This window comes from Paraburkholderia sp. RL17-337-BIB-A (genome assembly GCF_046025895.1).
Taxonomy (GTDB): domain Bacteria; phylum Pseudomonadota; class Gammaproteobacteria; order Burkholderiales; family Burkholderiaceae; genus Paraburkholderia; species Paraburkholderia fungorum_C.
This window is the reverse complement of the sequence record NZ_JARESY010000004.1, coordinates 196060-208962: the sequence shown is the minus strand read 5'-3', so window position 1 is coordinate 208962 and position 12903 is coordinate 196060. Positions and strand designations below refer to the sequence as shown.

The 12903-nt window shown below is 60.8% G+C and carries 8 protein-coding genes and 1 pseudogene; 2 read left to right on the top strand and 7 right to left on the bottom strand.

Annotation, left to right across the window (positions count from 1 at the left end):
* Window positions 1-220 precede the first annotated feature (220 nt).
* Entirely contained in the window at window positions 221-1870 is a 1650-nt protein-coding gene (locus P0D84_RS46045) for a SulP family inorganic anion transporter (RefSeq protein WP_408350392.1), read from the top strand.
* A gap of 387 nt (window positions 1871-2257) precedes the next feature.
* Here the strand turns inward: P0D84_RS46045 and P0D84_RS49150 are convergent, their stop codons facing one another.
* The 5 genes and pseudogenes from P0D84_RS49150 to P0D84_RS46015 form a co-directional block, all read right to left on the bottom strand.
* On the bottom strand, window positions 2258-3394 hold the full coding sequence (locus tag P0D84_RS49150; RefSeq protein WP_459252240.1) for a DUF5329 family protein: 1137 nt from the start codon (window positions 3392-3394) through the stop codon (window positions 2258-2260).
* Between the two features lie 26 nt (window positions 3395-3420).
* Entirely contained in the window at window positions 3421-3894 is a 474-nt protein-coding gene (locus P0D84_RS46030) for a phospholipase D-like domain-containing protein (RefSeq protein WP_408350389.1), read from the bottom strand.
* Window positions 3895-4129: 235 nt separating this feature from the next.
* Window positions 4130-4738: pseudogene (locus P0D84_RS46025) on the bottom strand (IS6 family transposase); the annotation flags it as partial.
* Between the two features lie 222 nt (window positions 4739-4960).
* Window positions 4961-5179 (bottom strand): DUF2964 family protein, encoded by a 219-nt coding sequence (locus P0D84_RS46020; RefSeq protein ID WP_408350387.1) that lies wholly within the window; start codon window positions 5177-5179, stop codon window positions 4961-4963.
* 291 nt (window positions 5180-5470) lie between these two features.
* Window positions 5471-6574 (bottom strand): AI-2E family transporter, encoded by a 1104-nt coding sequence (locus P0D84_RS46015; protein ID WP_408350384.1) that lies wholly within the window; start codon window positions 6572-6574, stop codon window positions 5471-5473.
* Between the two features lie 1036 nt (window positions 6575-7610).
* Here P0D84_RS46015 and P0D84_RS46010 point away from each other — a divergent pair.
* The gene (locus P0D84_RS46010; RefSeq protein ID WP_408350381.1) at window positions 7611-8447 is read left to right on the top strand and encodes a transporter; all 837 of its coding nucleotides are present in this window, start codon (window positions 7611-7613) and stop codon (window positions 8445-8447) included.
* Between the two features lie 172 nt (window positions 8448-8619).
* Here P0D84_RS46010 and P0D84_RS46005 read toward each other — a convergent pair whose 3' ends face one another.
* Both P0D84_RS46005 and P0D84_RS46000 read right to left on the bottom strand, forming a co-directional pair.
* A complete protein-coding gene (locus P0D84_RS46005) occupies window positions 8620-10098 on the bottom strand; it encodes an alpha-amylase family glycosyl hydrolase (RefSeq protein ID WP_408350378.1) in 1479 nt (492 codons plus the stop codon).
* Window positions 10099-10108: 10 nt separating this feature from the next.
* Window positions 10109-12847, bottom strand: coding sequence for an MGH1-like glycoside hydrolase domain-containing protein (locus tag P0D84_RS46000; protein WP_408351916.1), 2739 nt, complete (start codon window positions 12845-12847; stop codon window positions 10109-10111).
* Window positions 12848-12903 lie beyond the last annotated feature (56 nt).

Below are 12903 nucleotides of genomic sequence, written 5' to 3'. Positions count from 1 at the left end.
ACCCGCAGACGGCGCGATTCACAACTGCTGTGGTCATCGCTCATGTTCCGCTCACGCTCCGTAGCCAGGTCGCGCGAATCTTCATCCGGCAACCCTCGCGAAATCAAGTGCCTTCACTCTCGGCCATTGATCCATGAAGCCAGAACGTTCTTCACGCCAACGAAAACTCCGTAGCCGGCCTGGTCACCAGACATTACGGCATTCAGCCGGCGGCGTGCGCATGCCTTTTCCGGAATGGCTTGGCGATTACAGGAAGGAATGGGCCCGGCCCGACATCATCGCCGGGCTGACCGTGGCCGCAGTCGTTATCCCGAAGGCGCTTGCATATGCGACCATCGCCGGACTGCCGGTTCAGGTCGGACTTTACACGGCTCTCACGCCCATGCTGATCTACGCTTTGCTGGGAACTTCGCGCGTCCTCAGCGTGAGTACGACGACAACGATCGCAATCCTGGTCGCGACTGCACTCGACAGCGTGGATCCGGCCAGTCTGCTGACGGCTTCGGCGACGCTGACATGCCTGGTGGGCGCGATCCTGATCGTGGCGCGACTGCTGCGGCTGGGCTTTGTCGCGAATTTCATCTCCGAACCGGTGCTGATCGGCTTCAAGGCAGGCGTTGGGATTGTCATTGTCGTGGATCAGGTGCCGAAACTGCTCGGCATCCATTTTCACAAAGGCTCGTTTTTCCACAACCTGCTCGCTACCGTGCAGGGGATTCCGCAAGCGTCATTGGTCACTGTGGCTGTCGGCGTGGCCATGATCGGCCTTCTGATCGCCATGGAACGTTTCGTCCCGCGTGCGCCCGCGCCCTTGATCGCGGTGGCGGCGGGGATTGCCGGGGTGAGCCTGTTCGGCCTGTCGGCGTACGGGGTGGCAACGGTGGGCCATGTCCCAACGGGACTGCCTGCCCTCACGCTGCCGGATCCGCAGATGATGATGGCGCTCTGGCCTCCAGCCCTCGGCATCGCATTGATGAGCTTTACCGAAACCATCGCGGCCGGACGGGCGTTCGCGAAAAGTGGCGAGCCGACGCCACAGCCAAACAAGGAGTTGCTGGCGACAGGACTGGCGAACCTTGGTGGTGCGTTCTTCGGCGCCATGGCCGCTGGCGGAGGGACTACGCAGACCGCCGTGAACCGCCTGTCGGGCGCACGGTCCCAACTGTCCGGACTGGTCACCGCGTTAGCCGCGCTCGGCACGATGTTGTTGCTGGCGCCTCTCATCGGCTTGATGCCGGAAGCAACGCTGGCCGCAGTGGTCATCGTGTACTCGGTCGGGTTGATCCAGCCGGCGGAGTTCCGGGAAATCCTCAAGGTGCGGCGCACGGAGTTCATCTGGGCGCTGGTCGCGCTGGTCGGCGTGGTGCTGGTCGGTACCCTTGAGGGGATTGTCGTCGCCATCATTGTGTCGATGGTGGCGCTCGCTTACCAGGTGTCAGATCCGCCGGTTTATGTCCTTGGCAGGAAGCCCGGCACGAATGTGTTCCGCCCGCAGTCGAGCGAGCACCCCGAGGATGAAACCTTCCCCGGCATGCTGATGCTGAGGCCGGAGGGGCGGATCTTCTTTGCCAATGCGCAGCGCATCGGCCAGAAGATGAGACTGCCGGTTACCGCGGCGAAGCCGAAGGTGGTGGCACTCGATCTCGCGGGAGTATTCGATTTCGAGTTCACCGCATTGAAGATGCTGACAGAAGCGGAGAAGAAGTTGCGCGAGGAAGAGGGGATCACGGTCTGGCTCGTCGGCTTGAATCCCGGCGTACTGGCGATGGTCCGGCGCTCTCCTTTGGGAGAGATGCTCGGGGAGGACAGGATGTTCTTCAACATGGACCATGCGGTTGCCAGATATCACGCCAGTGAGGCGGGTGGCTGACGCTACAAATGCATATTCAACGGAGCGAGGTAAGGAGGCAGACCTGAACGTCGAGATACGGCGCGCATTCGTAAATGACAGGAGCGCAAAATGGTGCGTTTGATGTTGGGAAACATTGAACCTGGTACCTCCGACGACGAGATCCAGGAATTTTTGGTGAAGTACGGATTCCCTCCGTACGATGAGATCGAGCACGTCCCCGGAGATGGATCGCGGCCCGCGGCAGCGCTGACTTTCCATTCGCTCAATCCAGAGACTCTGGGCAAATTGCAGTCCCGCGTCCATAACCTCTTCTGGAAGAACCGGAGAGTCAGTGCGGTGGTCCTGAGGGACCACTTTACGTGAGTCGGACCCGTGTGTGACCGTCCGCAATGGTCGACGACCCGACTAGCATGACCGTCCGTTTGAGGTTTTGTCAGGTGCAGACCAGCGATCTCTGTGGGATTTACCGTAGCTCAACTGGAGCGTGCAATGAAAGCAATCAGGATATTCAGGCTGATGGGTGGCGCATTGATCGTTGTGGTATCCATCAATGCGTGGTCGCAGACTAGCGAATCCGCTGCGCCGTCGACTCAATCCAGTATGGCGCCAGAAAGCGGGGGAAGCGCGAAAGCCACCAGACAGGCGAATCGCGCACTCAGCAAGAAAGTGCTTCACGCACTCTCGAAGGGCGGGGTCACCACTTCCCGGATCAACGTCATCGCAAAAGGTAGTGCAGTGACGCTTGCTGGAGCTGTCACTGACTCGACCCAGATCGGCAAGGCGGGCGAAATAGCGAAGGGTGTACCCGGCGTTACGTCCGTGAAGAATTCTCTGACACTGAAAGAAGTGGGTCAGTAATCGCTCTCGATCGGGTCGCGCCGGCCCGGAATCGCCGATGACGCGAAGAACATGATCGTCGGGGAAAGTCGGATATTTGAGTGAGTGAAGCCGACATTCGAATCGAGGGAGCAGACGCTTCACAGCCTCTGCCGCTGTATACCAGCTGCCGTTGCGGTTGAATTCGCACACCAAGGCTTCGAGCCGCACCAGCAATCCATCGATCTCCGCCTTGGCCGCCGGAGACACCGGCGCCGCGTTCACCGCCATCGCGACGAAACAAGTCAGCAGCGAGATCAGCAATCGCCTCACCGGCTTCACCGATTCCGACGCCCTAAATGCGATGTCGCCTACAGCAGCCATTCGATTGGAAGATTCGACAGCATCTCGACTCCCATGCGCGTGGACCAGTTCGTCTCCGGCTCGGTGTCGTAGAGCTTCTCGCCGGAAGGCCGCGAACCGCGCCTCGAGATTGGCGGCGCCGTCCGGCGCGGGTGGGCCGACGAAGCCCGACGCCGGGTAGGCGGACGCGCTGTTCCAGTAGACGTCGAACTCCTTCGACACCTCGTGCACCGCCGGCGCTACGGCGAGCACGTCCAGGTCGGCGAACGCGAGCCCGCCGCCGGCGCCGAAGTACTCGTCGGCGATGTTGCGTCCGCCCACGACGGTGGCCTCATTGTCGGCGGTGAAGGACTTGTTGTGCATGCGCCGGTTCACGCGGGTGAAATCGGTCAGGAAAAATTGAGCCCGCGGGGGTCGCGCACGGCGAGCGGGTTGTAGAGGCGCACCTCCGCGTTCGGATGCGCGGCGAGCGCCGAGATGGTGGGGTCGAGGCCGCCCGTGTTCATGTCGTCGAGCAGCAGGCGCACGCGCACCCCCCGCTCGGCCGCCTGCCAAAGCGCCTGGAAGAGCGCGTTGCCGACGTGGTCGCCATTCCAGATGAAGTACTGCGTGTCGATCGACTTTTCCGCGGCGCCGGCGAGCAGGATCCTCGTGGCGAAGGCATCGCGGGGGTTGGGCATCGGATGGATCACCGTCTTGTCCGGATGCTCCGCGGCGAAGGGCGCGACCGCACGGCCGAGCTGCGTTTCCGCCGTGTCGGTGAGCGCGGTGGTCTCGACGCGATCCTTGGGAGGAGGCAGCGTGGCGCAGCCCGAAACAAACAGAGCAAGCGCGACCAGGAGCGAGGACAGAATGCGGTTCATTTGAGCTTCTCCGCTGGGTGCCCGGAGTGCGAATCTCGATGATGAGACGGGGAGATCAGCTAAGTTAACGGCTTCGGCGTTTGTTGCTGGCTGCGCACCCGCGGACTCGAAGCTAATCCGGTAATCGTCAAGCGTTTGTCCGAAGTATTCGTAGCCCACGGGTGCATGCCCCGCCTTCGCTGGCAGCTACCTGTCAGCTGTGACCAGTATCACGGAAAGTGGGATGGACTATCTAAATCGGCCCGAAGCACGAGAGAAATTTCTGTGTGCGTTTCGGGTCGCGAAGTCACGCATGCGCCGCTCGCGTTCGCGTGTCGGTTGGTGGCTGTTCTCTGCGCGGTTGTTCAGCCGGGCAGCCGCTTTGACGAACACGTGCTTCACGTTCGCAAGCTCCGGGATCTCGGCTTTTGCCGCCGGATAGCTGCGCAACTGATCGGTGACGATCTTGCGCGGCACGGCGTCCGAGCGCAGCACCCACTTGAAGAAACGCCTGGCCGCGGCCTTATTGCGCCGCTTTTGCACCAGGATGTCGAATTCGGCGCCATGCTTGTCGACCGCACGCCACAGCAGATACGGTTCACCGCGCAGCGCGACGAACATCCCGTCAAGGTGCCACGTGCTACCCGGCTTGCGTTGCGCGGCATTTACGCGGTGAGCAAAGTCCTTGCCAAATTTGTCGCACCAGCATCGGATGGTCTCGTATGTCACGGTCACACCGCTGCTCGAAGAGCAGCTCCTCGATGTCGCGCAAACTCAACTGAAAGAGGAAATACCAGCGCACAGCACAACTGATGACCTCGGCTGCGAAACGATGACCGTGATAGTGCGAATTCGATTTTTTCATCACGCCATCTTACGTCACCGGCCCAACAACCTGACAACGCCATTCTATTTTACCCGCTAGCGTACGAGCCCAAAGTGTCGCCGCGGCGACGAAGCAGATGCAGGACACGCAGCGGGCAGCGCAGAAAAAAATGCGTGAAGCGAAAAGCGATACGCGTGATCAGATGAAAAAGGAAAACGAAGCGCCGCCTGCGTCGGCGTCTGGTGAGCACTGAGCACGTTACTATCGAGAAACCTGCTTCTTCTTGTTCGGCAAGCCTGGAATCGAAATCAGGTTCAATGCAATGACCGCGATCGAGACGCCGACAAAAATGGCGAGCGCGCCGTAGCGGAATTCCATGCTGCGGTCATAGATCAGTCCGGTAATGGCGAAATAGAAACCACCGAGCCAGATAGCGACACCCAGCAATGCAATCGCAACCCGCCTTTCCGACTTCTTCATCCGGACCTCCAGTATTTACGACGGTCTCGCAAATCAATACTAGTGCGCTATTGCGGCGGCTTCAACCGGTACAACGGTCATTCCTTCGAGTTGGTCGCAGGTCTCCCGGCCAAAACCGCGCGTCGTGCCGCTATCGTCGTGTTCGAGTGCTCCCTCTCAGAGGAACATCACGGAAAGGCCGGTTAGCAGATTGAGCAGCACAATTGGCCTATTCAGCGGACGTATCAACGCACGCGCCAGCAGGAAGCGGTGCGGACGAATCAAGGGCGACCTGGCGCGTGCCTGGCCGCATCAAATCTGCGTCTGGTCGCCTGGTTCACCGCTCTGCGGCTGGTCCTCAACCCATTGCCAGAACAGCTGGTAGCCCACCGCGAGCACCACCGGGCCAATAAACAGACCAATGATGCCGCCGGTGACCATGCCGCCCAGCGCGCCGATGAGCACCACCGGCATCGGCACGTCGACGCCACGGCCCAGCAGCAGGGGCTTGAGCACGTTATCGGCAAGCCCCGCGATGAAGACATAGATGGAGAAGACAATGGTCGCCACGCTAGCGCCCTCCGTGGCAAAGACGAAAATAATCACCGGGATGGTGATCAGCGTGGCCGGCAGCTGCATGATCCCGAGCAGCAGCACCGCCAAAGCTAGCAGGCCGGCGGCCGGAATGCCCTTGACCACGAAGGCGACGCCAATCAACAGCATCTGGATAAAAGCGATGCCGACCACCCCCTGGGCCACCGCGCGAATGGTGGCGGTGCACAGCACGGCGATGCGCGGACCTTTCTCCGGGTTGAAGATGCGCGAGGCAATCTGTACGGCGCTGCGGCTGCCCTGCTCGCCATAAGCCATGAAGATGCCCGCGATGATCAGGGCGAAGACAAATATCAGCAGGCCCATGCCCAGGCCCGCGACCGCGCCCAGCAGCGCACGGCTGACGTCCTTGAGCTGCGGTGCGAGTTTCTGCAACAGGCCAGTCATGTCGGTCGCGGCTTGCAGCCAGAAGTCATGCAGACGCTGACCCACTAACGGCCAATTGGCTACCGACTCGGCCGGCGGCGGAATGTGGAAACCCTCGTTCTTGACGATGGCCATGGCATTCCCCACGGAGTCGACCATGGCGACGCCCAACAGGTAGGTCGGCACGATGATGATGCCGATCGTGATCAGGACAATCAGCGTGGCGGTGCGGCCGTCTTTGTCGCCCAATCTGCGCCTTAGCCTCACTTGCAGGGGGTAAAGGGTGATCGCCAGGATCAGGGACCAGACGATCAGGTTGAGGAACGGGAGGACTATCTCGAAGCAGAAAATCGCCAGGACGGCGATCAGCCCGGCACGGATCAGTACCTCGATCAGTCCACGGGACAGCGCCTTCTCGGAAGCGGGCGTGGGCAACATCCGTTGTCTCCCTGCAGGGCGCCGCAAAGGTTCACATCGGTAAGCCAGGCTACTGGCTCAACGGGCGGCCGAAAAAGTCCGCAGCGCCGTGCCAAACCATGACACGTCATTGCTTGCCAGTCAGCCGTTTCCAGGCAACACGATACGTCCGAATTTGTGTCCATCGAGGATGCACGCATTCGGGCGTGACGCCTGGACTGGAACGATGTCCATCCACACTGCGCATGGAGCAATCTAACCTGGATAAGCTCGTTAGCCTTCAGCGTGTTGACGCGCCCACGCTGTAGTTCCGCATCCATTTCGTGGTCCGTTGCCACGTGCGGATTCCGATGAAAGGAATATTGGTAGTGGCGCTGCTCAAGGGCAATTGGGCTTTGGTCCAATGTCGCGCCAGTGAGCGCTCCATGCAGACCTATCTCCGATCTAGTATGCCACGCGACGGTTGTCTGGAGTCCTGTCGTGGCAGTCTCTCTCCGGAGAACTCACACGATCGAACGACACCTGCAAAGCATTTTGACCGATCGCGTTTCGACAGAGTGCACGGTCGCACATCGGAGAATACGGTCGCGGCGCAGCAAGTCGGTTGCATTACCGCAATCGATTGCTGCCTCCCGTTAGCGGGACCGGCCTGCTGGCAAAAACAGCGCTTGCCGGCTCATCGCTTTCTGCCACATGCAACTTCTCCGGCCAGCACACATTGCTGATAAGGCATACTTGTCCACGCGTGTACCGGACCTTGACTTGTTGCTCGAACTGGCGAATTTCCACCGGTCCGCAGGCTCGAAATCTTCCTGGACGTCAAACGCGCGCATCCGGCTCGCACATCGTCAAAATGGATGCTCCGTACGTCGCTCAGTTTGCAACTGGCGGGCGCGGGGAACTTATGAGAATGCCGGGAGCGTCGACCGACTCGCATTGCGCAGTCCGTGCCGGACGCTCCGCAGATTCCGGTTCGACAACAGGAAATATTTGGCGCTTTCAGTCTCGGTGGGCGGGAATAACGCTTCTCTGGTCCGTACTGGCGTCCGCGCAGGAAATGGAGCCGCGCAGCTATTCGGCCGTCCCGGTTGGAACGAACTTCGTGGTGGCGGGCTATGCTCGATCGACCGGCGACGTTTCGCTGGACCCTTCAGTGCCCATCACCGATCTTCAAGCCCGAATCAATACATATTCACTGGGCTATTCTCATAGCTTTGGCGTCGCGGGACATGTCGCCAGCGTAGCTGTGTTGCTGCCTTATGCCAATGCGAACCTGACGGGCAATGTAGCAGGCGTGCCTGGTCAGGCCTGGCGTTCGGGGCTAGGCGATGTACGGTTCCGGATTGCCGCGAATCTGCTGGGTGGTCCCGCGCTCACGCCAGAGGAATTTGCCCAGCGTAGCCCGAGCACCATACTGGGTGCCAGCCTGAGCGTGGTCGCGCCGACCGGCCAATATCAGCCCGCCCGTATCATCAATGTGGGTTCGAACCGGTGGGCGTTCAAACCTGAACTCGGATTGTCCCAGCCAGTGGGCAACTGGTTTATAGACGGCGCCGCTGGGGTGTGGGTGTTCACCGACAATACAGACTTTTTTGGTGGCAAGCAACGAAGTCAGGCTCCGCTGGCCGTGTTCCAAGGGCACGGAGGCTACACGTGGCGGCCCGGACTGTGGATCGCCGCAGACGTTGCGTATCTCACGGGCGGCCGGACAAGCGTCAATGGCATCCAGAACCAGGATCTGCAAAGCAGTACTCGCTACGGGGTAACCTTGTCGGTTCCTCTTGCTGCTCAATGGTCAGCCAAACTCGCATGGTCGCGCGGGTTAACGACACGCATCGGCGGAAATTTCCAGACCGTCTCGGTCTCGCTCCAATACCGCTGGTTCAATCGCTGACTGAATGTGGAGACACCTGTGCTCGCCGCTATTTCGCGCCACGGCTGCCGGCTTGCCGGCGGCAGATTCACCTCGAGCCTGGCCTCAGATGTCCTCGATCAGGCACTGGAAATCAGGCGACGCGATGATGACCTGTCCCACGGCAGCGCGCATGCCTGGCGCCGAGCGTAGTTTAGGAAGCGGTCATTTCAAAGACGTGGTAGCTCCATGGCGGCAGATCCAGGTAAAGACCTCGCGAAATGAGGTCTTCACCGTCGCGATCAAAACTGGCCGATGCCATGATGTCCTTCAGCCGCACCGTCCGGCCGCTGAGGTCGGGAAACGGGATTGGGACGTAACACTGGCTCTGGTTGCCAGCGTAGTTGACAGCAATGAGTCGCCGCTCGCCGTCGTCCCGCTGCCAGGACCACGCGATGACACAATCCGACGTCCAGTTGCCCTCCCACGCCGGCAGGCATCTGAGCAGGTTCCACGTGCCGTCTCGGAAGACCGGCTGACGCAGCACCGCCAACAGCTTTTCGTAGAAACCTTGCGACGGTGCGTCGACAGGCTCTTCTGGCGCGCGGACCAGGTGCGGCGAAATCCTCTTCCTGCGGCCTTCGAACTGACCCTCGTGAAAGAAGCGCAGGCCCGGTGACAGAAACGTGATGATGGCCGCGGCCTCATGCATGCCGGGTGTAAAGGTCGCCGCGGTCCGGGATTCGTCGTGGTTTTCCAGGAAGCGGGCCAGTTTGTCCTGATAATCGAGCCCGGCGTGCAGATGCTCGCGCACCGGCCGGGCGTGCGCATCGCGCAGGCGGTCGTACATCTGCTTGTCGTAGGCGTAATCGAAGCCCTGCTGCTGCATCGTCCATTCCAGATCCCAATACACCTCCGCCATGAACTTGAAGTGCGGATGCTCGCGCCGAACGGTCTCGGTCGCCTTCGGCCAGAAGAGATCGGCCCGGATGCCCCAGGTCCGTTCGAACACGTCGGGCAAGACCAGCATGGCCATATCACAGCGCACCCCGTCGCATTGCCCGGCGATTCTCTCCAGCTCGCCGATCATCGCCTGCTGCAACTCCAGGTTGCCGTAGTTGAGCTGCAGCGTGTCGGGCCAGCCGTCGAAGTACGGATCCCGGCCGTAGGCGAGCAGCAGCGGTCCGGTTTTTGTTTGCACCCGGCAGTAGTTGTGCGGTGAGCGAGCCAGGTCGGTCTCGTTGCCATGGACAAAGTAGTCCGGATGCGCGTCGACCCACGGGTGATCCGGCGCCATGTGATTCGGCACGAAGTCGAGCATCAGCTTCAGTCCGCGTTGCTGCAGGCGCTGTCGCAATCGGGCGAGCGCCGCAGCGCCGCCCAGATCGCGATGGACGGTGTAGCTCTGGATGGCGAACCCGGAGCCGGCGATGTCTTCGTCCTTGAGGTCCGACAGCGTTTCGGCGAATTCGCGACGCCATTCGGGATTCGCACGCGAGATCGCCTGCGCTGCGGGGCCAGTCTGCCAGACGCTCAGCAACCAGACCCAGTCAAAACCCAGCCCGGCAAGGCGATCCAGCTCGGCATCCGGAACATCGTCCAGCGTCGCGCTCCTCCCCAGCACGCGCGACAGCTTGGTCAACCAGACGCGGGTGTTGATCTGGTACAGCGCCGGGTAGCATGGGTTGGACATATTCCCTCCTTTACTTCTCGCCGATCTCTTCTCCGCCGACCTGTTCCCTAACGATCCTGGCCATCACGCGCCCGCGTTCGGTTTCCAGCATGGTTTGAGCGTCGACACGCCCAAACAGGTCGAGGAGAGGGGCGACGAGACCCGTCCAGCCCGTCTGGTGGCTGGCCCCAAGGCCCGCGCCATTGTCGCCATGGAAGTATTCGTAAAAGAGGATCAGGTCGCGCCAGTGCGGATCGTCCTGGAACCTGGCCGTCCCGCCGTAAACCGGTCGCTGCCCATCGGCATCGCGCAGGAACGTACCCGTCAGCCGGCGGACAAGCTCCTGTGCCACCTCGAACAGCGTCATGTGAGGCCCGGAACCGGTCGGACATTGAACCTTGAACTCATCGCCGAAGAAAGTGTAGAAATTCACGAGCGCCCGGACGATCAGCAGATTGACCGGCATCCACACTGGACCGCGCCAGTTGGAGTTGCCGCCGAACATACCGGTATTCGATTCGGCCGGCAGGTACTGCACCTTGTATTCCTGTCCATCGACATTCATCACAAATGGGTGGTCCAGGTGATAGCGGGAGAGCGAACGAATGCCGTGCGGCCCAAGGAACTCGTTCTCGTCGAGCAGGTAACCGAGCACGCGCTCGAGTTTGCGCTTGTTGAGGATCGACAGAAGCCTCCGTTCCCTATGGCCGATGAAACCCGCATCGGTCGGCGCCACATGGGCCACCAGCTCGGGGTAGCGTTTTCGAAACTGCGTGATCAGCTCCATCAGCTTCGGATAGCGGGTGACAGAATCCGCCTCGAACACCGTCGACGCGCATAGCGGCAACAATCCCACCAGCGACCTTACCTTCAGGCGCATCGTCTGGCCGTCGGGGAGCCGCAGCAGATCATAGAAAAAGCCGTCCTGCTCGTCCCACATCTCGTCCTGATGTTCGCCACGACGGTCCATCGCATAGGCGATCCACATGAAATGCTGGACGAACTTGAAGGCGACCTCCTCGTAGATCGGGTCGTACTCGGTCAGAATCATGGCCATCTCCAGCATGCTCTGGCAATAGAACGCCATCCACGCTGTCCCGTCCGCCTGCTCCAGCGATCCGCCAGTCGGCAGCTGCGCGCTGCGGTCGAATACACCGATGTTGTCGAGGCCCAGAAAACCGCCAGCGAAGACATTGCGCCCCGCAGGGTCCTTGCGATTGATCCACCAGTTGAAATTGAGCATCAACCCCTGAAACGATCGCTCCAGAAATCGCAGGTCGGCCCGGCCCAGCTGTCTCTCGTATTTGTACAGCCAGAGCGTGGCAGCGGCATGCACCGGCGGATTGACGTCGCTGAAGTTCCATTCGTAGGCTGGAATCTGCCCGCTTGGGTGAAAGTACAGGCTGCGCAGCATCAGCAGCAACTGCTCCTTGGCGAAATCGAAATCAACCAGCGCCAGCGAGACCGTGTGGAAGGCCAGGTCCCAGGCGGCGTACCACGGGTACTCCCATTTGTCCGGCATCGAGATCACGTCGGCATTCAACATATGAAACCACTCGGTGTTGCGTACGTCGCGGCGGGCGGACTCGAGCAATGGATGACTCCGGTGCTCTCGCAGCCAGTACTGCAGATCAAAGTAGTAGTACTGCTTGCTCCACAGCATTCCCGCCAACGCCTGACGGTGCACCCGGCGCTGATCTTCGGTCAACGATCTGGGCACAATCCGATCGTAGAACTCGTCAGCATCGGCGATGCGCTTATTGAATATGTTCTCGAAGTCGCCGAACACATTGTCCGCGCTGGTTGCGCTCAGGCGCAGCCGGATTGTCTTGCTGCCGCCGCCGGGCACGTCGCAGACATAATGGGCCGCGGCCTTGGTTCCCGTTCTGGCGGGATTCACCGCGTCGCCCTGTCCCGAGATGATGTAGGCGTGGAACGCATCCTTGACATAGGGAGACGCGTTAGGTTGGCCCCACAGACGCTGCCCATTACTCTCATTTTCGGTGAAGAGCGTCTCCGGGGCGCCATCGCAATGGAGCCGGTACTCGCCCAGTTCATGGTGCGTGGCCTGAATGACGCCAGGGCCCGCATCGCGCAGCGAGGGCTTGCGATCGTCCTCACCCCATGACCATGTGTCGCGGAACCAGAGTGTGGGCAAGACCCGCAACCGGGCTGCTTCCGGTCCGCGGTTGTGTACGGAAATGCGCACGAGAATGTCTTCCGGATCCGCCTTGGCGTATTCCACGAACACATCGAAATACCGGTCCTCATCGAAGATGCCGGTGTCGAGGAGTTCGTACTCGAGCTCCTCCCGTGATCGCCTTCCGTTGGTCTCGACAAGGTCGCGGTAGGGATATTCCCGCTGCGGGTACTTGTAGAGGTACTTCATGTAGGAGTGCGTGGGCGTGCTGTCGAGGTAGAAGTAATATTCTTTGACATCCTCGCCATGGTTACCCTCGTTGTTGGTGAGGCCGAAGAGGCGTTCCTTCAAGATCGGGTCGCGCCCGTTCCACAACGCCAGTGCGAAGCACAGCCGCTGCTTGTCGTCGCACAGTCCACCGAGCCCGTCCTCGCCCCACCTGTAGGCGCGTGAGCGTGCGTGGTCATGGGTGAAGTAGTTCCAGGCATCGCCGTTTTCGCTGTAGTCCTCTCGCACCGTCCCCCACTGCCGCTCGCTGAGATAAGGTCCCCACTTCTTCCACGGGATTTGCGCCTCACGCGCGTCGTTCAAGCGCTTTTGTTCCGCTACGTCGACGATTACGGGGCCCATGCTTTTCCTCCGTTGCGGGTGAATGAACTCAGCACGACGCAACGCAGGCGGCCGCG

Bases quoted from the DNA above. Each gene is read 5' to 3' on its own strand.
- P0D84_RS46015 (WP_408350384.1), bottom strand. From the start codon at position 6,574: ATGTTGCCCACGCCCGCTTCCGAGAAGGCGCTGTCCCGTGGACTGATC.
- P0D84_RS49150 (WP_459252240.1), bottom strand. From the start codon at position 3,394: ATGCACAACAAGTCCTTCACCGCCGACAATGAGGCCACCGTCGTGGGC.
- P0D84_RS46045 (WP_408350392.1), top strand. From the start codon at position 221: ATGCCTTTTCCGGAATGGCTTGGCGATTACAGGAAGGAATGGGCCCGG.
- P0D84_RS46020 (WP_408350387.1), bottom strand. From the start codon at position 5,179: ATGAAGAAGTCGGAAAGGCGGGTTGCGATTGCATTGCTGGGTGTCGCT.
- P0D84_RS46010 (WP_408350381.1), top strand. From the start codon at position 7,611: ATGGAGCCGCGCAGCTATTCGGCCGTCCCGGTTGGAACGAACTTCGTG.
- P0D84_RS46005 (WP_408350378.1), bottom strand. From the start codon at position 10,098: ATGTCCAACCCATGCTACCCGGCGCTGTACCAGATCAACACCCGCGTC.
- P0D84_RS46030 (WP_408350389.1), bottom strand. From the start codon at position 3,894: ATGAACCGCATTCTGTCCTCGCTCCTGGTCGCGCTTGCTCTGTTTGTT.
- P0D84_RS46000 (WP_408351916.1), bottom strand. From the start codon at position 12,847: ATGGGCCCCGTAATCGTCGACGTAGCGGAACAAAAGCGCTTGAACGAC.